Origin of the sequence: Okeanomitos corallinicola TIOX110 (genome assembly GCF_038050375.1) — a bacterium.
In the GTDB taxonomy this organism is placed as follows: domain Bacteria; phylum Cyanobacteriota; class Cyanobacteriia; order Cyanobacteriales; family Nostocaceae; genus Okeanomitos; species Okeanomitos corallinicola.
In genome coordinates this window covers 148,808-171,014 of record NZ_CP150886.1, presented here as the reverse complement: position 1 = coordinate 171,014, position 22,207 = coordinate 148,808, and the positions used below count along the sequence as shown (strand labels likewise).

Annotated in this window: 19 protein-coding genes and 1 pseudogene; 11 read left to right on the top strand and 9 right to left on the bottom strand. The window is 36.9% G+C overall.

Annotated features, from left to right (window positions below):
• The first annotated feature begins 102 nt into the window (after positions 1-102).
• The 4 genes and pseudogenes from xth (at position 103) to WJM97_RS00640 (ending at position 3,489) form a co-directional block, all read left to right on the top strand.
• Complete coding sequence (gene xth / locus WJM97_RS00655; RefSeq protein ID WP_353931156.1) at positions 103-885, top strand: exodeoxyribonuclease III; 783 nt, start codon at positions 103-105, stop codon at positions 883-885.
• Between the two features lie 69 nt (positions 886-954).
• Entirely contained in the window at positions 955-1,482 is a 528-nt protein-coding gene (locus WJM97_RS00650; RefSeq protein WP_353931155.1) for a cold shock domain-containing protein, read from the top strand.
• Positions 1,483-1,568: 86 nt separating this feature from the next.
• Positions 1,569-1,876 (top strand): annotated as a pseudogene (locus WJM97_RS00645) (NmrA family NAD(P)-binding protein); the annotation flags it as partial.
• Between the two features lie 116 nt (positions 1,877-1,992).
• Positions 1,993-3,489, top strand: coding sequence for an HlyD family efflux transporter periplasmic adaptor subunit (locus WJM97_RS00640; RefSeq protein ID WP_353931154.1), 1,497 nt, complete (start codon positions 1,993-1,995; stop codon positions 3,487-3,489).
• A gap of 188 nt (positions 3,490-3,677) precedes the next feature.
• On the opposite strand, the gene WJM97_RS00635 is transcribed toward WJM97_RS00640, so the two are convergent.
• Positions 3,678-3,860: a tetratricopeptide repeat protein gene (locus tag WJM97_RS00635; RefSeq protein ID WP_353931153.1), complete on the bottom strand. Its 183-nt coding sequence runs from the start codon at positions 3,858-3,860 to the stop codon at positions 3,678-3,680.
• A gap of 167 nt (positions 3,861-4,027) precedes the next feature.
• Between WJM97_RS00635 and WJM97_RS00630 the strand changes: the two genes are divergently transcribed.
• A complete protein-coding gene (locus WJM97_RS00630; protein WP_353931152.1) occupies positions 4,028-4,327 on the top strand; it encodes a hypothetical protein in 300 nt (99 codons plus the stop codon).
• A gap of 71 nt (positions 4,328-4,398) precedes the next feature.
• On the opposite strand, the gene WJM97_RS00625 is transcribed toward WJM97_RS00630, so the two are convergent.
• From WJM97_RS00625 to WJM97_RS00615, 3 genes are all read right to left on the bottom strand, one after another.
• Complete coding sequence (locus WJM97_RS00625; RefSeq protein ID WP_353931151.1) at positions 4,399-5,901, bottom strand: S8 family peptidase; 1,503 nt, start codon at positions 5,899-5,901, stop codon at positions 4,399-4,401.
• Positions 5,902-6,224: 323 nt separating this feature from the next.
• Positions 6,225-7,697 (bottom strand): pentapeptide repeat-containing protein, encoded by a 1,473-nt coding sequence (locus WJM97_RS00620; protein ID WP_353933251.1) that lies wholly within the window; start codon positions 7,695-7,697, stop codon positions 6,225-6,227.
• 335 nt (positions 7,698-8,032) lie between these two features.
• Entirely contained in the window at positions 8,033-8,698 is a 666-nt protein-coding gene (locus tag WJM97_RS00615) for a pentapeptide repeat-containing protein (protein WP_353931150.1), read from the bottom strand.
• 149 nt (positions 8,699-8,847) lie between these two features.
• Here WJM97_RS00615 and WJM97_RS00610 point away from each other — a divergent pair, with 149 nt between their 5' ends.
• Positions 8,848-10,005 carry an FAD-dependent oxidoreductase gene (locus WJM97_RS00610; RefSeq protein ID WP_353931149.1) on the top strand — a complete coding sequence of 386 codons (1,158 nt, stop codon included), beginning with the start codon at positions 8,848-8,850 and terminating at the stop codon, positions 10,003-10,005.
• A gap of 143 nt (positions 10,006-10,148) precedes the next feature.
• A complete protein-coding gene (locus tag WJM97_RS00605; RefSeq protein WP_353931148.1) occupies positions 10,149-11,249 on the top strand; it encodes a TRAP transporter substrate-binding protein in 1,101 nt (366 codons plus the stop codon).
• Between the two features lie 675 nt (positions 11,250-11,924).
• On the opposite strand, the gene WJM97_RS00600 is transcribed toward WJM97_RS00605, so the two are convergent.
• The 5 genes from WJM97_RS00600 to WJM97_RS00580 all read right to left on the bottom strand — a co-directional run bounded on the left by WJM97_RS00600 (position 11,925) and on the right by WJM97_RS00580 (position 18,694).
• Positions 11,925-13,745, bottom strand: coding sequence for an SUMF1/EgtB/PvdO family nonheme iron enzyme (locus WJM97_RS00600; protein ID WP_353931147.1), 1,821 nt, complete (start codon positions 13,743-13,745; stop codon positions 11,925-11,927).
• Positions 13,746-13,752: 7 nt separating this feature from the next.
• The gene (locus WJM97_RS00595; protein WP_353931146.1) at positions 13,753-14,148 is read right to left on the bottom strand and encodes a hypothetical protein; all 396 of its coding nucleotides are present in this window, start codon (positions 14,146-14,148) and stop codon (positions 13,753-13,755) included.
• 370 nt (positions 14,149-14,518) lie between these two features.
• Positions 14,519-16,474: an alpha-amylase family glycosyl hydrolase gene (locus tag WJM97_RS00590; RefSeq protein ID WP_353931145.1), complete on the bottom strand. Its 1,956-nt coding sequence runs from the start codon at positions 16,472-16,474 to the stop codon at positions 14,519-14,521.
• A 347-nt stretch (positions 16,475-16,821) separates the two neighbouring features.
• On the bottom strand, positions 16,822-18,159 hold the full coding sequence (locus WJM97_RS00585) for a TRAP transporter large permease subunit (protein ID WP_353931144.1): 1,338 nt from the start codon (positions 18,157-18,159) through the stop codon (positions 16,822-16,824).
• A complete protein-coding gene (locus WJM97_RS00580) occupies positions 18,149-18,694 on the bottom strand; it encodes a TRAP transporter small permease subunit (protein ID WP_353931143.1) in 546 nt (181 codons plus the stop codon). The genes WJM97_RS00585 and WJM97_RS00580 overlap by 11 nt, the downstream gene beginning before the upstream one ends.
• 163 nt (positions 18,695-18,857) lie before the next feature.
• Here WJM97_RS00580 and WJM97_RS00575 point away from each other — a divergent pair, with 163 nt between their 5' ends.
• The 4 genes from WJM97_RS00575 to WJM97_RS00560 all read left to right on the top strand — a co-directional run bounded on the left by WJM97_RS00575 (position 18,858) and on the right by WJM97_RS00560 (position 22,114).
• Positions 18,858-19,532 (top strand): ribonuclease, encoded by a 675-nt coding sequence (locus tag WJM97_RS00575; RefSeq protein WP_353931142.1) that lies wholly within the window; start codon positions 18,858-18,860, stop codon positions 19,530-19,532.
• Positions 19,533-19,742: 210 nt separating this feature from the next.
• Positions 19,743-20,390, top strand: coding sequence for a histidine phosphatase family protein (locus WJM97_RS00570; protein WP_353931141.1), 648 nt, complete (start codon positions 19,743-19,745; stop codon positions 20,388-20,390).
• A gap of 56 nt (positions 20,391-20,446) precedes the next feature.
• Positions 20,447-21,472: a glucokinase gene (locus tag WJM97_RS00565; protein WP_353931140.1), complete on the top strand. Its 1,026-nt coding sequence runs from the start codon at positions 20,447-20,449 to the stop codon at positions 21,470-21,472.
• Positions 21,473-21,511: 39 nt separating this feature from the next.
• Positions 21,512-22,114, top strand: a complete 603-nt coding sequence (locus WJM97_RS00560; protein ID WP_353931139.1) for a hypothetical protein — start codon at positions 21,512-21,514, stop codon at positions 22,112-22,114.
• The last annotated feature ends 93 nt before the right edge of the window (positions 22,115-22,207 follow it).

Below are 22,207 nucleotides of genomic sequence, written 5' to 3'. Positions count from 1 at the left end.
AGGGATCAATTATTTATAGCCTATTTTTGTAGAAATGGGAGCTAGGACAAAAAATAACATCTTTTATATTTCTTAATTTGTTGTCATACTGATAAATCAATCATGAAAATAGCTACTTGGAATGTCAATTCAATTCGGACTCGTTTAGAACAGGTAATTAACTGGTTAGGTGAAAATTCTGTTGATGTTTTGTGTTTGCAGGAAACAAAGGTGATAGATAAGGATTTTCCCCTAAATCCATTCACAGAACTAGGATATTATCCTTATATTTACGGACAGAAAGCTTATAACGGTGTGGCACTGATTAGCCGTCAACCGCTGGAAGATGTAAGTATGGGTTTCACGGCGGTTTTACCAGATTTAGACCCACAATGGGATGAACAAAAGCGAGTGATTAGCGGTGTAATTGATGGAGTCAGAATTGTTAATCTTTATGTTCCTAATGGTTCAGCAATAGGCAGTGAAAAATATGAATATAAACTGGGTTGGTTAAAGGTTTTACGGGAATATTTACAAACTTTATTATTATCAAATCCAGAAATTTGTATGTGTGGGGATTTTAATATTGCTTTGGAAGATATTGATATTAATGACAAAGTAAAAATAGAAAATCACATCATGGCATCTGAGTCAGAACGTCAAGCTTTACGGGATATATTAAGTTTAGGTTTTGCTGATGCTTTTAGAAAGTTTAATAATGAAGGGGGAAATTATAGCTGGTGGGATTATCGAACTGCGGCTTTTAAGAGAAATTTAGGCTGGAGAATAGACCATCATTATTTAACACCTGTGGTTTATGAACGCGCTCAAAGTTGCATTATTGATATTGAACCCAGGAAGTTAGAAAAACCTAGTGATCATGCGCCGGTGATTGTAGAATTTTAGTTAATTATAGTTTATACAAACTTACGTTATTATAGTTACTATAAAGTGAAGTTGTTTTTAATAACTATTATGCGTAAGGGCGTACTTACACGATGGAAAGATGATAGGGGTTTTGGATTTATAAAATCTAGAGATGGAAGTACAGATATTTTTATTCATATCAGTGACATAAAGGTGGCTAGTCGTCGCCCAAAAGTTGGTGATACAATTATTTACGAATTAACAACAACCCCAGATGGAAAAATTCGTGCTACTAAAGCTTCAATTGAGGGAGTTGCACCTCTACCAGTAAGACAACAAAAAAGATTTAAAAAACAGAGTTTAATGAAAAAGATTATTGGTCTTCCTATTGCTATCATCTTTGTTGTTTTGGCAATTGAGTTTCAAGGTAGCCGTTCTCCATCTCTCATCAACTCCTTTATAAAACCAGGTTGCAAAATTAAAGGTAATATTTCCATTAATACAGGGAGACGATGGTATCACGTTCCTGGCGCAGAGGATTATGAATCCACAGTAATTAATCCAACAAAAGGAGAGAAATGGTTTTGTACAGAATCAGAAGCCGTAGCAAATGGTTGGCGTAAAGCACCAAGATGAAATTTACACACTGAAAATTTGATCATGGGATCACATAATTAAATATAAACGTTTATTTTTTTATTTTTGGGAAAAATTGCACTTGAATTGAACTGATTGATTAGGCTAAAATTCAGGGGGTTGAGCATTTTGTATTTATCTCCGTTTTAGGTGCGGAATGTGGGATATAAAGATGCTCCTTTATTTAAAGCGAAACGAGCGGTAGAAAAATATCTGCAAAGTAGTGGCTTAGATAACAATATTTTCTGTTGATTTGGATTAGTATCAAACCTGGGACTATTGGCGTAATGTTTTTAAAAACGGGTTTGTATCTGCTCATCGGTAAACTAAAAAACACACATCTATGATTAGTACCGATAATTTAACAAAAATAGTTGTAGACTCTTTAATTGTTAATGATTTATCACTAGCAATTGTCAACTTGAGAGAACTTTTTATACTCTTATTTAGATTTGAATTTGGTGATTGATATGATAAATAACCTATTACCCATTAGCGATTACTAAATATATGAAATATTCTCTCTCTGCAAATGCTGTTCAAGCACGTCAAACTAAAGAAAAATTTGCTAAACCAGAAGAACATTTATCCTATGAATTGGGTAAAGCTGTACAGGAATTACCACCACTTTATACAAGATTATTAGCAGGAACTATTAGTTTAATTGTCTTTGGGGCAATATCCTGGGCGCATTTTTCTAAAGTTGATGAAGTAGCTACAGCACCGGGAGAATTAATAGCTGCAACTCAAGTTAGACCGGTGACATCATTAGGTAATGGTTCTATTTTATCAGTAAAAGTTCAAGAAGGCGATCGCGTCACCAAAGATCAGATTTTAATAGAAAGAGACTCTAATTTACAACAAACCGATGTTAACAGATTAGCTAAAGCTAGTAAATTAATTGAGGAAGATTTACAAAGATTACAAGCTGAAAGAACTGGGGGGAAAATTGCGGGGACAAAATTACAAGATGAGTTATTAAATTCCCGGTTATTAGATTATCAAGCCAAACAAGCAGCAGCAGAAGCAGAAGCACAACGACAACTTTCAATTATCAAACAAGCAAAAATTCGCTTAACTCGCTTACAAGAAAATTTAGCTAATTCTCAAACAAGTGTAATTAATGCTCAAACTAATTTAGTCAATGCTAAAGACATCAGTGACAAATTTGAAGATAGTTTAAAAATTGCCCAAACAAGAGAAGAAAATCTGAGAACTTTGTTAACTCCTGGTGCAGTTCCCAGAGTTGATTATTTGGAGGCACAGGAAAGATTAAATCGAGCAAAAACAGAAATTATTAGAGCTACAAATGAAGTTACCAACTCTGAAAATAGAATTACAGAAACAAAAGATAGAATGACATCTTTAGAAAAAGATATTGCTGCTCAACAACAGGAAATTAGTCAAGCCGAACAAACCTATCAAGCTGCAAAAAATCAAGCTTTGAGATTAGAGTCAGAAAGACGCAGTGAAATTTTAACACAAATTAATAGACGTAAAGAAGAATTAACCAATGTTGCTGGACAGTTAGAACAGGCAAAAAAACAAAAAGACGGAGAAACAATTAAAGCACCCGTCGCCGGAACAATTTATAAAATTGAAGCTACCAAAGGTCCCGTACAGTCTGGGGAAGAATTACTTTCAATTGTTCCTGAAGGGGAGGAAATGCTGTTAGAAGTTAAAGTTCTGAATCGAGATATTGGTTTTATTCGTCAGGGAATGAAAGCCAAGGTGAAATTAGCAACTTTTCCTTTTCAAGAATTTGGTGTTGTGGATGGTGAGGTTATTAATATTAGTCCCAATGCAGTTATTGATGAAAAGTTAGGTTTAGTTTTTCCGACACGAATTAAATTAAATCAGCATTCTATGAATTTACGAGGTAAAAAAGTAGAATTTACGCCGGGGATGTCTGCAAATGCGGAGATTGTGACCAGGAAGAAATCGGTTTTGACCTTTATTGTTGAGCCAATTACCCGCAGATTTAATGAGGCTTTTTCTGTGAGGTAAGAAAGGTTATATCAACTAAGGTTTGGTGAAAAATTATTTTCGAGTTGTGTCAGGTGAGTTTATCACGAAGACCTGCCAAATTTTTACTAACCCTGACAATTCTGGAATGACCTTCACGGTAAAATCGTTTATAAATTTCTAAAGCTTGGCAATAGTTATCTTCAGCATCTTTGTACTTTTCTTGTAACTCATATAATTCTCAGAGCATTCAGAGTATGAGCAAATGAGGGATGATCTTTTCCACACTTATCTCGCTTAATTTCTAATACTTCTTGAAATAAAGTTTCCGCTTCTGTATAATGCCCTTGTAATTGATGGAGTATGGCTAAATTGTGCTGGATAGTGGGAGTTAAATCTGAACAATGAGCCATTTATCCATATCTTCTACCCACAGATAGAAATTAATGAAAATCTATCCAGTATTTTTATAACCAGCGGCCGATTTATGAACATATCAAAATTGCTAAAATTGTAATTAACAAATGAAAAACACATCATTGATAAAGTGTGAATTGATGTGATTACCGGAGGTACGCCTATGACAGTACAGAATATTGACAAACAAGTATATCAAGATAAAGTCAAAGCACAACTAGATAAATTCAACGCTCAAATTGAAGAATTGAAAGCCAAAGCCAGCCAAGCTAAAGCAGATACAGCGATTGAGTATAACAATAAACTGGAAGAAATCTACTCCAAACGTGACGCTGCTCAAGCTAAATTAGAAGAATTACAAAAAGCTGGTGAAGAAGCGTGGGAAGAAGTACAAAATGGCTTTGAGAAGGCGTGGAAAGAATTAAATACGGCGTTTGAAGGTGCTGTAGCTAAATTCAAATAATTAAATCAATCTTTCTTAACCTCCAATATCCAAAAGTTGGGGGTTAATTTTTTAAATTATTAAATTATATTTTACAAAAATCTATCAGCATCATATTTTTCTATTTCTTCTTTAACTAAAGAATTATTGACATTACTATCATAATAACGCAACTCCCACATCTCATCACTACCACTGTAATAACTGAAATTTTCTATCTGCGGCGTTTTAGTTTCAATACCACCAAATTTCAACCCTAAATTATTCTCACCAACAGAAATAACAATTGGTGGTAATTGCATATTTGATTGTGTGTCAAAACCGATAGGAAAACCTGAACCAATATCAGGAAATCCTGCGCCAATATTCGGCAAAATTGCACCTATATTAATTAAACCAAAAGGTAATAAATCAATCGGAAATGGAAATGGAAACGGAGAAGGTGAAGGATTGGAAGGTTGATTAGGTTGTTGAGGTTGTTGAGGGTTTGTAGTGTTTTCAGATGTGTTAACAATTATATCCCGCACTTGGCTATCTGTTAAATTAGGATTAGCACTTAGCATCAATGCCACTACCCCAGCAACATGGGGAGCAGCCATGGAAGTACCGCTATAAGTGGCATATTTATTATTAGGAACTGTAGAGTAAATATCTTCACCTGGTGCGGTGACATATTTGATTTCTTGAGAACCAGAACGGTTAGAAAAATCTGTGAATTGATTACTTTGATTAACTGCACCTACAGCAATACCGAAATCATTCGCATAACGAGCAGGATAAGATGGTTGAGAAGCTCCCTCATTACCTGCTGCCATAACTACAATTACACCCTTATTACTGGCATATTCAATGGCTGATTTGAGGGTATTATTACCAGAGTTACCACCTAAACTCAGGTTAATAACATTAGCACCATTATCTACAGCGTAACGAACACCATTAGCGATATTTGAGTAAGAACCTGAACCATTTTCATCTAATACTTTCACTGCCATAATTTGAGAATTATAAGCAATACCTGTCACACCATTGCCATCATTTTTAGCAGCAATAGTTCCAGCCACATGAGTTCCATGACTTTCATCATCTAAAACATTATTATTATTACCATCAAAGTTCCAACCTCTCACATCGTCAACAAAACCATTACCATCATCATCAATCCCATTACCTGCAATCTCTTTTGTATTAATCCAGATATTACTATTTAAATCGTTGTGATTATAGTCAACTCCAGTATCTAAAACAGCAACGATAATTCCCTGTCCTGTATATCCATTTTGCCAAGCAGTGGGAGCTTTTACTAAATCCGCACCCCAATTATTTCCACCCAATGGAGGAGCATCTACATAAGGACTTTCACCTGTTACTGTACTGACTGCTTTTCCGGCATTTACTAAACCATAACCATTGTTGAAATTGTAGCTATTAGTGTTAAAAATAGGTTCTTCTTTTGCATCTGATGGTAAGCTGCTATGATTTTTAAAACTTAAACTACTATCCACCGCTGTCTGAAAAGAATTAATGGAATCTGTAGGTGCAATATTGAGTTGATTTGAGGAGTTCAAAGTTTCGGCAATATCAAATTTGATCATACTTTTATCCTAAAAAATAATAATTTTTTCTTCTTTCGTACTCTAAAATACACAAACTCTGTCATATAAAAGCTTGAAGCTGCATCATAGAAATTTTCACTTATTCCCCTTACAATGAAAATACTATAAATTGATATTTATAAAAAGCTAATTTGATTACTAATTGAAGAATTTAAAAACTAGAAATGATGACATTTATCAAGTCAGGATTTATTAACTTAATTAATATTTTTATGTGAGGAAATAATCATAATTTTCAAATAATTATCAAACCATAACAAAGTAGAATGCACCCAATTTATGAAAGAGTAAATTTTAGGTATTTACTCAGATTCGAGCCAGTTAGCTGGTACTTCTAGGTAATCAGGGAGGCGGGTGTTACAATCACCCAAAGCCGTAATTATTTGTTCAGAATCAAGGTTTTTTACCCCTGTTAAAATTGCCCCCATGAGTTTCACATCACCTAAATCAGCACCAGATAAATTAGCACCCATGAGGTTTGCACTGGAAAGATCAGCTTCTTCCAGAGTTGCACCAGAAAGATTAGCACCAACTAAATTAGCGTCACGCAAATCAGCTTCTGTTAAACTAGCTTCACTCAGATTAGCAAAATAAATATCTGCCTTTTGTAATTTAGCAGCATTCAAATTAGCACCTTGGAGATTTGCACCATTGAGATTTGCACCTTGTAAATTGGCAGCAATTAAACCAGCAAAACGTAACTTTGTTTTCCCTAATTTTGCCCCTTGTAAATTAACCAGAAATAACTTAGCACCAGAAAGATCAGCCGCTTTGAGAATTACTTGTTTTAAATTCGCTTTATACAAGTTAGCAGTTTGTAAATTAGCTGAACGTAAACTTGCACCAAATAAATTACCTGAGCGCAAATTCACACCATATAAATTAGCCAAATTAAGATTAGCTCGACTTAAATTAGCTCCTCGTAAATTAGCCTTAAATAAGTTAGCTTCATAGAGAATTGCAGAAATAAACTTAGCACTTTCTAAATTTGCTCCGCTAAAATCTACTGAGCGCAAATCTGCTCCAGATAAATCAGAACCCCTTAAATCTACACCTTGTAATTTAGCACCTGCTAAATCTACTTTTCTGATATCAGTATTACGTAAATCTAACTTTTGGTTTTCTCGATCTTGATGAAAATTGCGTCTACCAATCGCAGTTAAAGCGGCTTGAATATCTGTCCGCAGTTGAAAATATTCTAATGATAAAACATAATTTCCTTGCTGTTGACGACGTACCCGTTCCCGATTTTTACCAAAATCAATCGCTGTAAAATCCTCCGGTTTTTGAATTTTTCTCTCTATTTGTATAGGTGCATTTTCGCGGACAAATGCAGTGAGAACTTGCATAATTGTCCAATGTTCTTGAGGGAAATCTTGAGCAATTCTTTCTAAGGCATAAATTGCCCCAATGCGGGTTTCTACCTTATCATGTCCTAACTGAGCAATACCACCAATAAAACGTTCTGTAATTAGTCTTTCTTGGGTGAGTTTGGTATTTTCAATATTAACTGCTAGATTTTTTTCTGCTGTAATGGCATTTTTTTCTATTGCTTGAGTTCGTTTAGCTGTATAATAAACATGAATGATCACCGCTACACCTAGAAAAACTATGCCCGTAGTAGTTAATAGTTGATGTTTATTGGATATTTGCTGTTGAAGTGATAACTTCTCAATATTAGTAGATGCGAAGACAATCAGTATTAAGGACAGAGCTAAAATAACAATGATGGTGATCAACCAATACAAAGTTTTGTCTGTCTTTTTAGCAGACATACCAGAAAGATGCTTCACAATAATCAGTTATTACTGAGATGATTAAAAAAAGTAGTATAGCATTTAGCTGTAAATTTAGATATATAAAAGATATGTAAAATTTTTTTACACACAAGATTAAGGGTAAAATCTTGATCTTTTACCCTTTGTCAGAGGATATTAAGAAAATAGTTGATAACGTATCGAAAACTCTCATTTCTTAGCTTATTGCCATTTTTAAGAGACATAAGTCCGTAAAAGTCTCTCAATTTAGAAGCATCAAAAAATGATGAGTAAAAAAATTGACTTGCTAGGATTAAAATATTCTGATACTGAGTATATCTTAATTCTGTAAACTAATTAAAATTAGCTTCTCTCAGATTTGCTCCTGCCAAAATTACATCATTTAAAACAGCATTTTTCAAACTCGCTAAATACAAATTAGCTCGATGTAAATTAGCACCAGTAAGATTACTCCCGTTCAAGTTAGCTGCACTGAGAATAGCACCTGAAAGGTTAACACGCTTGAGGTTAGCACCGCTGAGGTTAGCTGCACTAAGGATAGCAAATGATAAATTAGCGTTATCTAGATTTGCCTGTGATAAATTAGCTTTATAAAGATTAGTATTTTCTAAGTTGGCACTTTTTAAATTTAGTCCTCGTAAGTCAGTATGACTTAAATCAATCTGTTCATTTTCTGGATCTTTGTTTATATCTCGGTTGATAATTACTGTAACTGCTGCTTGAATTATTTGCCGATGATGTGCTTCTTCTGAAATTAGATTAACTGCATTTTTTCTAATAAAATTACTTAGCATATTCATGATTATCCAGTGGTATTGTGGATTGTTTTTTGCTAAGTCCTCTAATTCATTAATAGCAGATAAGCTGGCTTCTAAGTTATTACTTTCTACTCTGTTTATAACTTTCATTAATTGATGCTCATGACGGTAATTAATTTGATTATTTTGGAATAAATCTTTAATTTCCAGCATCCAAGGAATGATTTTGACTACTAACATATTACTAATTAAAATAATCTTGTATTAATATGATGACGATATCTGAATCTATGAATTCTTACATTATTCATTACCACACAAACAGAATCATGATGATACTGCTATTTAATTACTGATATTATTTAGATAATATTTACCTAATTTTACAGATGCAGCAAAATTTCCCATCAACACCTAAAAATATAGTGCTAATTGGTGGCGGTCATAGTCATGCTATAACGTTAAAACTCTTTGGACATCAACCTTTAGTTGGAGTAAATTTAACCTTAATTACTCCAGATCAGTATACGCCATACTCTGGGATGTTACCCGGACATATTGCCGGATTTTATAATTATTATCAATGCCATATTGACTTGCAAAATTTAAGCAAATTTGCTAATGCTCAGTTGTGTCTTGATAGCGTTGTTGAACTGGATTTAAAAAATAACAAAGTATTTTGTGCTAATAAAAAAGTAATAGATTTTGATCTTCTCTCTATTGATATTGGTAGCACTCCGGCTAAATTGTCTGTATCAGGTGCGGCAGAATATACAATTCCGGCAAAACCAGTACCACAATTTTTAAAACATTGGTATAAATTACAGGAAATAGTTACTAAAAACCCCCAAAAACCCCTGAGTATTAGTATTGTTGGTGGTGGTGCTGGAGGTGTGGAATTGGCATTTTCAATGTTGGCAGGTTTACAAAAGTTGGGATGTCATCAATTAGATTTACATTTATGGCAAAGAACAGGGGAATTAATGCCCAATTATCACCCATCTGTCAGGCAAATTATGCAAGATATTTTAATTAATAAAGGTGTGAAATTACATTTAAGTGAAACAGTCTGTCAAGTTATCAAAACAGAAGATAATCAACTGGTAATTAAATCTGAATCTGGGTTAATTGTTAATTCCAATCAAGTATTTTGGGTGACAGAAGCATCAGCAGCAGAATGGGTAAAAGATTCGGAAATTGCTACAGATGAAAAAGGTTTTATTTTAGTTAATGATAACTTACAATCTATTAGTCATCCTCATGTTTTTGCAGCCGGTGATATTGCGACAATGATTAATTATCACTTACCAAAAGCTGGTGTTTTTGCGGTACGTCAAGGTAAACCACTGTATGAAAATTTGCGAAGAATTATTTTAAATAAACCACTCAAACCTTACAACCCACAAACAGAATATTTAAGTTTAATTGGTACTGGTGATGGACGCGCAATAGCTACCAGAGGGAATTTTACTTTACCACCCCAGCGACTAATTTGGTATTGGAAAGATTGGATTGATAGACGTTTTATGGCACAGTTTGACAATTAAAAATCCTCAGATACGCAATTTTACTCAGAAGTAGTAGATATAATTTTGATATTTTGATCTCAAAACTTGATACATTAAGAAAACTCTTGTGGGGTGGACATCTTGTCCGCCAAAACTATATTTAAATTAAATTAACAAAAACCATGAAGCGTAGACAAATTATTAACACAGGGGCGATCGCCACCGCAACCGCAGCACTCACCGCAGCTTGTGCCAAAAAAAGTACATCCTCCAGCGCACAAGGTAGTTTACCCAGGGTCAGATGGCGGATGACTACTAGCTGGACAAAGACTCTAGGAACTTACATCGGTGCGGAAACCATCGCCAAACGAGTTAAAGAAATGACAGATGGCCGCTTTACCATCACCCCCTTTGCAGCAGGGGAAATAGTACCAGGTTTGCAAGTCTTAGATGCAGTCCAATCTGGAACTGTAGAATGTGGACATACAGCTAGTTATTATTACATAGGTAAAAACCCGGCTTTGGCTTTTGCTACCACCGTACCCTTTGGTTTAAACGCCCAACAACAAAACGCCTGGTTGTATCATGGAGGCGGTTTAGAAGCTATACAAAAAATTTATAGTGATTTTCAAATCATCAACTTTCCCGCAGGTAACACAGGTACACAAATGGGAGGATGGTTCAAAAAAGAAATTAAATCAGTTGCTGACCTTCAGGGCTTAAAAATGCGAATTCCCGGTTTAGGAGGAGAAGTAATGTCTCGCTTAGGGGTAAACGTGCAAGTGTTACCCGGAGGAGAAATATATTTAGCTTTGGATAGAGGTGCAATTGATGCAGCGGAGTGGGTGGGACCCTATGATGATGAGAAATTAGGTTTAAACAAAGCCGCGCAATTTTATTATTATCCTGGTTGGTGGGAACCAGGCCCAACTTTAGATGTTTTAGTTAATTTGAATGCTTGGAATAAATTACCCAAGGAATATCAGGAAATATTTAAAACTGCTACTTTTGAAGCCAATATGAATATGTTAAATGAATATGATGCTTTGAACGGAGAAGCATTAACAAGGTTGTTAGCTGGTGGCACTAAATTAACTCCTTATAGCCAAGAAATTATGCAAGCTGCTCAAAAAAATGCTTTTGAAATATATGAAGAAAATGCTAGTAAAGATGCAACTTTTAAACAGTTATATGAACAGTGGAAGAAGTTTAGAGAACAGATTTATAACTGGAATCGTATCAATGAATTAAGTTATGGTAATTTTGTTATGGGTGAGAAGTAATATCATTAACATAGCAATATTTGTTTGTAGGGTGTGTGAAGTGCGTGGTTTGAAACCCTTGTAGAGACGTTCCGCCGGAACGTCTACTATTATTAATATTATGATTAATTGAGCCAGTCAAGTCTTCGGTTTCCCTACCAAGCTAACTGGCTCGGTTTTATATTCGGATATAGTCACCCACATCACTGGGTTTGAGTTTGGACTCTCTGGTGTACGCTCGATAGAATCCCTCCTATCAACTCTGACTGTAGAGAGTGCTGGCGAGGAAGACCCGAACACAACACGAAAACCGAGATTATTGTCTTGATTACGCGCGTTGTTCCTGTTACGATTCGCCGAACGGCAATTGATAGCATTGTTGTACCAAGAACCGCCCCGTTTAATAACTCAACCCCAAGCTATGTGCCATAAATTCTAAGAAGTATAAGCAAGGATAGCCACCCTCAATTTACAACATCCGAATATTAATCAGTGATATCGTTTACAAGTCTTTAACAAATGATTTTTGATAACGTAAAACCCTTTGTAGAGACGTTCCATGGAACGTCTCTACATTTTTGAAATGGAACGTCTCTACATTTTTGAAGATGTATAATCAAAAAAAAATTTAGCTCGCTGGCGCTCGCAAGGGTAGAAAAGAAAGAGCAAAGCGCAAAAGCGCAAGAGGGCAAAGGGCTAAGAAAGTCCTGGCGAGGAAGACCCGAACACAACACGAAAACCGAGATCATTGTCTCGATTACGCGCGAGGATCCTGTGACGAGTCGCCGAACGGCAATTGATAGCATAGTTGTACCAAGAACCGCCCCGACATACATAAGCGAAATTATTTTCTTCACTTACATTTAATTCTCCCCAAACTTCATTACCATTGCTTTTTAAACGCGCTGGTTTTTCGCTATAGCTATCGTGAAATTCATCCAAACACCATTCCCAGACATTACCGTGCATTTGATATAAACCCCAGTCATTAGGGGTGAAACTATCCACATTTCCAGTACATTCTCGATATTTACCCTTGGGAGTATCAGCATAAGGATAATTGCCGTTATAGTTGACTTGATCTGTTGTGATAGTGTTGCCAAAGGCAAAGGGTGTAGTTGTTCCAGCACGACAGGCATATTCCCATTCTGCCTCTGTGGGCAATCTCACAGCCCGTTTTGTTTGTTCAGATAGCTTTTCACAAAATGCCCGTGCTTCGTGCCAGGAAACCCCCACCACGGGCTGCATATCACCCTGAAATTTGCTGTCATATTTTTCAGATGGCTTAGTTTTCATCACGGCTTGCCATTGGGCATTGGTAACAGCATATTTCCCTATCCAGAACTCTTGCAGATACACCTCATGCTGTGGAGTAGACCAGTCTAAGTATTCTGCAACTTTGTCTTTATCCAAACCGTATTTAACAGCATTTTCTAGGGCTATTTGGCGTTCTTCCGGGGGCATTCCCATCGTAAACTTCCCTGTTGGTATGCGTACCAGTTCCAGGGTTTTGCCTTGTCCTAAATCTATCACTTCTAGGTTTTTTGGTGGTGCTGGTTGTTTAATTCCTGGTTGGGATGGGTTTCCAGTCTTTTCAGGAGGATGCTGAGACTGCTGGTTACGTAATCGTACAATTGCGTCCAATGCTTCATCATCATCTCCTACTGCTGCTATGACGCGCCTCCAGTATAGACGTGCAAGAGAAAAATCTTTGATTACAAATTCAGCATTCAAGGCATCTTTTTTGAGAACATCAACATCACTTTGGTTAGCAAATTTAGGTAATAAAATATAATGCAGCTTGGTGGCTGGTTCTATGGCTGCATAGGGAGTCTGAGAATAATTTTTATGTTTGAGGGTGACTTGGGGAACTTGATGACGGAGATGGTTATATAGTCTTTCAACAGTTGCACAGTTGCTTTCACCTTGAATTTTCAACCCATTAAGTAAAACATAAGTAAAAGCCCCTTGTTGAATTTCCTCAATTTCATAGGAAACTTGACTGGGACTACAGGAATAAAAGGTAATTACACCTTGCTGTTTTTCTTCTCCAATTCCTAAACCTGCGCTTTTTTCACCAGTGCTACGACAGGCATCAATAAACAATACAATATTATCCGCACCACTACCCCGTAAACGTTCGGTGATGTAATTGATAGGGATAGCTAAATTGGGGACAGTGCGGGGGTTGCCATCTATGGGTAAGAGATAATCTCGTCCTGCGTGGGGCATTCCATGACCGCTAAAATAAAACCACAGAGTATCCCCAGGTTCTAAAAAAGGTTGTGCAAAGCGATCATTTAAGAAACTGTGTAATGTACCGTAAGTTGGTTGGGTTTTGCGTCCAGCATTGTTGCGTGGTGAGTCATCGGAAAAGAAGTATAAATGGTCTGGATGTACACCCAAACCATGTAAAAAATAATCTCGCACCTTTTCGGCATCGCTTTTTGCATAGTTAAGGGCTTGAATTTCGTCATATTCGTTAATGCCAATGACAACAGCGCAGTTTTTCGCCATCTTGCGATTAGTTTTGATTTTCTGGGGATGAACGCTTAAATTTTAACTCTATCGCACCTTTACCCGCAGCTTTAACACCAGTACCCAATAATTTAATTTCCCCTTCACCAGTAATTTCTACAGTGAGGGTAATTTCATCCAGTGCTAGTTCAGACTGGGGTTTTACCTGTTTTTGCACATGACTAAACAAATTGTTCACAACTCCCACAAACTGGGACATTTGCACCGCTAACGTGCCGGCTTTGATGCGACTATCTTTTATTTCTTTATCCGTATCTATATTACTAGGGTTGATATAAGGATTACCACCTGTCACACCTTTCATACCGTCCTTTGAGGTACTTTCTGATGTACTTGCAGTGATAATCCATAATTCTTCATCTTGCCAATTTTTATCTGTCATCTTAATTCCTCACACCTGTGTTGACAATTTTCGCACATAATTTTCGCTAATGGCTGAAAATTTAACCCCTCTTCAAAGGTCTCCCCATCAACAAAGATAGGGTTAGAACCTAGTTTTTCCGTCAAGAATAAGTAAGTTTCCTAACCGGTTTGAGTATAATAAAACAATATAAAGGTTTACGTATTGTAGGGTGTGTTTTTCTCGTTCCCATACTCTTTATGGGAATGAAATCAAAAAGGCTCTGCCTTATATTAAAGTAGAGGTAGAACCTCTTGATGGCATTCCCAGTCTGAGATTGGAAACGAGATCAAGCCATGCAAAAAATTGATGCCGCGCTTGACCCCGATTTTTTCCTAACGATTGAAGCTTTTTATGTCTCTGTGAGCCAATAAAATTGATATCCTTGTACAGTAATGCGACTATCAGATTGCTCTGGTTTCATACCACTATATAAATCAACAAAATTACTATAAATATTGAAGCCCATAGTTCTAAGTGACTCCAAATCCAAGTCTTGCGGATTTACATCAAAGTTGGCAATGACTAGCACTTTTTCTGATGGACGTTGATGATTGAAACGAACAAAACATACCAAGTGTTCATTGTCTAGATGTACCAATTCGCGGTTATTGAAATCAGCAAACGCAGAGATTTCTTTACGAATGGCAATCATTTTTTTTGTAGCGTTGAATACTGTGTGTTCTAATGTGCCTTGTTGTTTGCGTAAGTCGGCTTTTTCCCAATTAATTTTAGGGCGGTGTACCCAGCGATTGTCATTACTTTTGCTTGGGTCATCAATATAGCTGTAATCATTGAGTACAGCGATCGCATCACCATTATAAATTAGAGGGATTCCTCCAAAAGATAGAATAATTGCGTGCATTAATAAAATTCTATTAATTGCCAGGGCAATCAAATCCTCATCAGCAGTTTCCAGCGCCGACTCTAATCCCGCTAAAGAAGCTAGTGAACCACAGATACGCGCATCTCCCGTAGCTTCATTAGGCATGAACACCATTCCCTTAGATGAAGATCCATCAAACTGACCGCTTAAGTAATCAACTAAAAACTTTCTATGCGCTCTTGGTTCATAACCTGCTGCACGAATATCACTATCGTCAAAACCCAAACCAATGTCATCATGACAACGCACATAGTTTAGCCAAGTAGCACGTTCTAATTTATTAGGCAAATTTTTGATGCCTTGGTAGAGTAGCTTAGTGTTTTTAGTGGCGATTCCATCCCATATTAAAGCCATTAAAGTAGCATTATAAGCAATCTCACATTCTTTGGCGGCGATCGCATCTTCGCCGAAATACTTAATTACTTCCACAGGAGCAACGATTGCTTCAGCTATAAACAACACACCGGGCGCACTCACCTGACAACAATCTTTCATTAACTGCAAAATTAAATGTGCGTTGCGCTCGTTTTGGCAAGAAGTACCGATCTTTTTCCATAAAAACGCTACAGCATCGAGTCGGAGAACATCCACGCCTTGATTTGCCCAAAACATAATAATGTCGAGCATTTCAATAAAAACTCTGGGATTGCTGTAATTTAAATCCCATTGATAATTATGGAAAACCGTCATCACCCATTTTTCCATCTCAGCATTCCAAGTAAAATTGCTCGGATCTGTCTCAGGGAAAACTTCTGGCATAGTTTGCTCAAACAGATCAGGGATTTCTCGGTTTTCAAAAATATAGTAGTAATCTTGAAAACTGCGATCGCCCATCTTCGCCTTTTGCGCCCATTCATGTTCGTCAGAAGTATGATTAAGCACAATGTCCAGAACCAGCAAAATATCACGCTTTCTGAACTCCTTAGAAATTTGGCGAATATCTTCTAAATCACCAACGCGCTCGTCAATTTGCCTAAAATCACTGATGGCATAGCCCCCATCACTTTGACCATTAGGACACCTCAAAATCGGCATAATATGCACCATATTGATGCCTAGCTCTTGAAAATAGCCGATTTTATTTTCTAAATCTGCCAGGTTTTCGGCAAAACCGTTGGAATAAAGCGCCATCCCTACCCATTTTTGCGACAAAAACCAATTGTGGTCTTGCTCACGTTGAATATCCAACCGCTCTAACTCTGGAGAACGATCAATGTAGCCTTTCGCCATTGTTTCAACTAGCCGCAACATTTGCAGTTTAAAATCATCACGATGCCCGTACAGAGTAGAAAATAGCGAATGAATAGCGTAAAAATTCGCTCCAAGACGGGTATAAAAATGCCGTAAATCTTGCCGACGAATTTCCGGCTTTAAATCATCCAGTATTGAATTTAACAATGAGTGAGAAATTTGTTCGTACATTGTATTTATCTTAAATTAGAGTGTTACAACAAAAAATAACCCAAAATTTCAGTCACTTCGACACAAGATTTCAACGAACCATTTTTTCAAAGTTGATAAACGGTAAATCTGCTCTTCGATTTGCGCCATTGCTTGTTGTGTAAGTTTAACTCCTGTATGATAATTTTCTCAACCAAACAGAAATTCTCAATTTTGTTGAGTCATCATCCGCTTGCTGATTGATGCGATTAACTTCTTTAAATAGGGCTTCTGTTTCTGGTATCTGTTTAATGAGTTTTTAGCCACTCTTTTTAAGCCATAACCTAGTTGATTTTCTCGTTCTCGATCATATAAAATTAAAAATTTTATTAACCTCCCAAAGAAGGTAGAAAACTCACAATTCCTGGGAAGATAACAATCAAAATCACCACCAATAATTGCAATAAAATAAACGGAATTACCCCTTTATAAATATCCCCAGTTGTTACCTCTGGAGGAGCAACACCGCGCAGATAAAACAAAGCAAAACCAAAGGGAGGAGTAAGGAAAGAAGTTTGTAAATTTGCCCCCAAAATCACCCCATACCAAACTAAATCAATATTTAAAGTTTGGGCAACGGGAACAAACAAAGGCACAATGATAAAAGCGATTTCAAAGAAGTCAATAAAAAAGCCTAATATCAACACTGTGATCATGCTAATCGCTAAAAATCCTACCTCACCTCCAGGTAAATTAGAAAGAATATCAAACATAAATTGATCCCCTTCTAAACCCCGAAATACTAAACTAAAAGCGGTAGAACCTAAGAGAATAAAAATTACCATGGAGGTAATTCTTAAAGTGTTATCACAGACTTGACGCAGAGATGCTAAGTTTAATTCACCGTTAAAAGCAGCTAAAATCATCGCACCCGCACATCCCACCGCACCGGCTTCTGTGGGGGTAGCAATGCCAAAAAAGATACTTCCTAAAACTAATAAAATCAAAAACAGTGGTGGTAACATCACCTGAAAAATCCGCTTAGTTAAGGCTTTTCTGCCAATATTCCTTACTTCTGGAGGTAAAGCCGGGGCAAGTTCAGGTTTAATAAATGAAACAATTAATACATGAAGGGCAAAGGCCGCAGTCATCATTAAACCAGGAATAACTGACCCGATGAATAAGTCACCCACAGATATTCCTAACTGGTCAGCTAAGACCACCAATACCACACTAGGGGGGATAATTTGCCCCAAAGTCCCGGAAGCAGCAATCACACCGGTAGCTAGTTGTTTGTTGTAACCATAGCGGAGCATAATCGGTAAGGAAATTAAACCCATCGCTACCACCGTGGCCGCTACCACACCTGTAGTTGCTGCTAATAATGCACCTACCAACACCACTGCTAAAGCTAGTCCACCCCGCAAGCGTCCTAACAAAATTCCCATTGTTTCTAAAAGTCTTTCGGCAATGCCAGATTTCTCTAACATTGAACCCATAAAGATAAAGTAGGGAATAGCTAACAGGGTATAATTGGCCATGATGCCAAATATCCGCTGCGGCATGGCTGTGAGAAATATGGGATCAAAAACATCCAAAGTAACGCCAAGAATAGCAAAGATAATGGCTACACCACCCAGGGAAAAGGCGACAGGATAACCTAAAGATAATAAAACTAAAGCCCCAATAAACATCACAGGCCCTAACCATTCATAATCATAGGTCATGGTTTTCCTCCGCTGGTAATCTGTTGGTGATGATAGCTATGTTTTTAATCGCTTCGGAAATGCCTTGAATAATTAACATGACAAAGGAAACAATGATCATAGTTTTAATGGGGTAGCGGGGTAAACCGCCGGGATCTGGTGATATTTCCCAAGTTTGCCAAGATGCGATAATGGCATCCCAAGAAAAAATAATTACCATAATGCAAAATGGAATCAGAAAAAATACTGTCCCAAATAGGTCGGCGATCGCCTTTTTTTTGCCAGATAAATTACTATAAAATATATCTACTCGCACGTGTTCATTATGTTTGAGGGTGTAAGCTGCACCTAAGAGAAAAACCAAATCAAAGATATACCATTGGGATTCTATGTAAGCGTTAGAGGTAAGATTGTTACCAATTAATCTACTTAAGTATCTACCTGTCACATTCCACACACCCAGAATCACCATTACCAAAACTAACCAACTTGTCCAACGGCCGATCCTCTCTGTGCAGATATCAATCAAGTTTGATATTTTTAATAACTTGTCCAACTTTATTTAGTCCTCCTGAATTACTGTAAATGTAGTTTACATTGTTCAGGGATTGAGATCCTCAACTTCCCAAATAAGTAGGGGATCTGTGTATTGGTCTTTTATTGATGGCATAAATAGAGTATAGTAACTTAAAAGACTTTTAGGATCAGAATAATTAGCTATGAATTTGTCAATAAAAAATCTTGTAGCTGCATCTTCCTTATTACTAATTACCGTACCAATAACAGATCATGCGATCGCACAGACTCCCGATACTCCTGGTAAATTTGATTTTTATGTTTTAACATTATCCTGGTCTCCTGATCATTGTGCCAGAAATGGAAAACGCGATACACAACAATGCGGAATAGGAAAAAAATATGGTTTTGTGCTACATGGACTTTGGCCACAATACAAAAAAGGTTATCCCGCTAACTGTTCCACTGAAAAATTACCCCCATTACTGAAACAAAAGTTTACAGGTTTATTCCCCAATGAACGACTTTTTGATCATGAATGGAAAAAACATGGAACTTGTACAGGTCAAAAACCTAGAGAATATTTAACATTAAGTAGAAATTTAAAACATTCTCTAAATATTCCTTCAGCTTATCAAGTCCCAAAAAAACCATTTCGTACTACCATTCAAGATTTTAAAACTGCCTTTATCAGTTCTAACAAACAATTTACAGTTAATGGTATTGCTCCCTATTGTTCTGATTCTGGTAGATTTCTCAAAGAAGTATTTTTTTGTTATTCCAAAGATGGTAAAGCTAGTATTTGTAGTGCAGAGATTTTAAGACGTTCTCAAAAAAGTTGTGGGCAGGATAATTTTTTAGTGCGGAATGTCAGATAAAATTAGAAAAATAATGAAAGGCATGAGATATTTGTCTATGTTTTTTGGAACTATACTCTACCACTATCAACTCAGGTAAGATAAACAGATGCCAACTCTCAAATAAATGGAAAAAATACGTAATCAGCATTAACATTAGTCCTACGCAAGAGTATATTAAATTGGGAACTCGTCAAAGTTCTTTACATTAACATCTGTATAATTTCTCCCATGAGTCAAATAATTTGGATCGCCAGACACGCCAACCGCCTTGATTTTGTGAACCCTGACTGGTTTCTCACAGCCGAAAAACGCTATGATCCACCATTGTCAGATGATGGGTTTATCCAGGCACAACAATTAGCACAAAGACTAAAAACAGAAAACATCAAACATATTTTTGCCTCTCCATTTTTAAGAACAGTACAAACAGCTAACGCCGTCGCCGAAGCATTAGATTTAGACATTAGACTAGAAACTGGTTTAAGTGAATGGTTAAACCCAGAGTGGATGACAGACGAACCGGAAAGACTCTCCACCCCAGAATTAAAAGCATTATTTCCCAGAATAGATACAGGTTATACAGCCCAGATAGCTGCTAAATATCCGGAAACTCACGAACAAGTGAGATACCGTTCTGCCCAAACTGCTAGGTGTTTAGCTGCGGAATACTGGCCAAATGATATTCTTTTAGTCGCCCATGGTGCTTCTGTGTTGGGTGCAGCAATGGGATTTGTCGGAGATCAAGCTAAAGATGAAGTTAAAGCCACATTATGTTCTTTAGTGAAAATTGTGCGTCAAGAATCCCAATGGTTGCTAGAACTAAAAGGAGATACTTCTCATTTGACGACAACAGAAGAAGTAGTAAGATTTGTGTAAATCTCTGAATTTAGGGATTGACAAATTACCCGGCAATTAACTAACTGATAAATTTTATGACATTACTATTAGCAGGAGATATCGGCGGCACGAAAACGATTTTAAGACTGGTGGAGTCTGGCGAAAATTCTGCCTTAAAGACCTTGTACGAGGAAAGTTACCGCAGTGGAGATTTTCCTGATTTAGTGCCAATAGTACAGAAATTTTTAGCCGCTGCCAATTCATCTACACCAGCAAAAGCCTGTTTTGCGATCGCAGGGCCTGTAGTGAACAACACCGCCAAATTAACTAACCTGGCCTGGTTTTTAGACACAGCCAGATTATGTCAACAATTAAACATCCCGGCTGTTTCCCTGATTAACGATTTTGCAGCCGTTGGTTATGGTATTTTTGGGTTAACAAAACAGGATTTACTGACATTACAAACTGGTAAACATCAAAGCGATGCACCCATGGCTGTAATTGGTGCAGGAACAGGTTTAGGACAAGGATTTTTAATTAAACAAGGCCACCAATATCAAGTGTTTCCCTCCGAAGGTGGACACGCAGACTTTGCGCCCCGCAATGAGTTAGAATTTCAATTATTGAAATATCTGTTAAATAGACATGATATTCAGCGAGTTTCTGTAGAACGGGTAGTTTCTGGTTTAGGAATTACATCCATTTATCAATTTTTACGCGATCGCCAAATAGACAGCGAAAACCCAGAAATAGCCCAAATTATCAGAACCTGGGAACAAGAAGCCGGTAGAGCCGAAAAAACCGCTGATCCTGGTGCAGCCATTGGTAGTGCAGCCTTAGCCAAAAGCGATCGCCTTTCCGAACAAACCATCCAACTGTTTATAGAAATTTACGGTGCAGAAGCCGGTAACTTAGCCCTAAAACTCCTACCCTATGGTGGATTATACATAGCTGGAGGTATCGCCCCCAAAATTTTACCTTTAATGGAAGATGGCAGCTTTATGTTAAATTTTACCCAAAAAGGCAGAATGCGTTCTCTCCTAGAAGAAATACCGGTTCACATAATTCTCAATCAACAAGTAGGATTAATAGGTGCTGCTTTGTCTGCCGCTAGGTTATAAATATCAGCAGTAAATTCTCTATCTGGGAAGGCTACAAATATGACTATCAAATTTTTACTCCCTTTCACCACCGCTACTTTACTATGCAGTGGCTTAATTTTGGCTGCACCAACACAAGCAAAACATCTATCCTCCCCCAAAAAACCACCTGTATCGGAAGTAGTACAACCAAAATGGCAAGTATTCACTCCCCCCGATAAAAGTTTTCAGGTCTTAATGCCAGGAAGACCAAAAACAGATACTCAAGTCCAAAAAACGCGGATGGGAGAAATAGATTTAGAAATATTTGTAGCCCAACCACCAGAACAGGAAGTTGCCTATTTAGTCACATATAATGAATTTCCTTACAGCTACGCAAAAATGACCAGTCCTCAAAAAATATTGAATGATACTAAGGTAAATACTTTAAAAGTTACTCAAAGTAATTTAATTAGTGCCAAAAATATTCGCAGTTCTAATGGTCATCCAGGCATGGAAATTCAATATGTAGATTCATCAGGGAAAGTAACAACCAATAGAATGTATGTAGCTGAAGGAAGATTATATCAAGTCATGGCTATAGTTTCTAAAAAACAACGTGCAAATTTATCTAAAACTATTGTCGGATATTTGAATTCTTTTCAAGTAGTTGTGAGAAGGTAAATTATTTGGCATTGCTGATTCAGAGTATGATTTTTTTCACGCAGAGGCGCAGAGTCGCAGAGAGTAAAAGTTTGATTTGTTTATTTTTTTGAT

Coding starts and splice junctions, on each gene's coding strand:
- WJM97_RS00635 (WP_353931153.1), bottom strand. CDS start 3,860: ATGGCTCATTGTTCAGATTTAACTCCCACTATCCAGCACAATTTAGCC.
- WJM97_RS00605 (WP_353931148.1), top strand. CDS start 10,149: ATGAAGCGTAGACAAATTATTAACACAGGGGCGATCGCCACCGCAACC.
- WJM97_RS00650 (WP_353931155.1), top strand. CDS start 955: ATGCGTAAGGGCGTACTTACACGATGGAAAGATGATAGGGGTTTTGGA.
- WJM97_RS00625 (WP_353931151.1), bottom strand. CDS start 5,901: ATGATCAAATTTGATATTGCCGAAACTTTGAACTCCTCAAATCAACTC.
- WJM97_RS00585 (WP_353931144.1), bottom strand. CDS start 18,159: ATGACCTATGATTATGAATGGTTAGGGCCTGTGATGTTTATTGGGGCT.
- WJM97_RS00600 (WP_353931147.1), bottom strand. CDS start 13,745: ATGGCGAAAAACTGCGCTGTTGTCATTGGCATTAACGAATATGACGAA.
- WJM97_RS00630 (WP_353931152.1), top strand. CDS start 4,028: ATGACAGTACAGAATATTGACAAACAAGTATATCAAGATAAAGTCAAA.
- WJM97_RS00575 (WP_353931142.1), top strand. CDS start 18,858: ATGAATTTGTCAATAAAAAATCTTGTAGCTGCATCTTCCTTATTACTA.
- WJM97_RS00615 (WP_353931150.1), bottom strand. CDS start 8,698: ATGTTAGTAGTCAAAATCATTCCTTGGATGCTGGAAATTAAAGATTTA.
- WJM97_RS00565 (WP_353931140.1), top strand. CDS start 20,447: ATGACATTACTATTAGCAGGAGATATCGGCGGCACGAAAACGATTTTA.
- WJM97_RS00610 (WP_353931149.1), top strand. CDS start 8,848: ATGCAGCAAAATTTCCCATCAACACCTAAAAATATAGTGCTAATTGGT.
- WJM97_RS00560 (WP_353931139.1), top strand. CDS start 21,512: ATGACTATCAAATTTTTACTCCCTTTCACCACCGCTACTTTACTATGC.
- WJM97_RS00590 (WP_353931145.1), bottom strand. CDS start 16,474: ATGTACGAACAAATTTCTCACTCATTGTTAAATTCAATACTGGATGAT.
- WJM97_RS00620 (WP_353933251.1), bottom strand. CDS start 7,697: ATGTCTGCTAAAAAGACAGACAAAACTTTGTATTGGTTGATCACCATC.
- xth (WP_353931156.1), top strand. CDS start 103: ATGAAAATAGCTACTTGGAATGTCAATTCAATTCGGACTCGTTTAGAA.
- WJM97_RS00640 (WP_353931154.1), top strand. CDS start 1,993: ATGAAATATTCTCTCTCTGCAAATGCTGTTCAAGCACGTCAAACTAAA.
- WJM97_RS00570 (WP_353931141.1), top strand. CDS start 19,743: ATGAGTCAAATAATTTGGATCGCCAGACACGCCAACCGCCTTGATTTT.
- WJM97_RS00595 (WP_353931146.1), bottom strand. CDS start 14,148: ATGACAGATAAAAATTGGCAAGATGAAGAATTATGGATTATCACTGCA.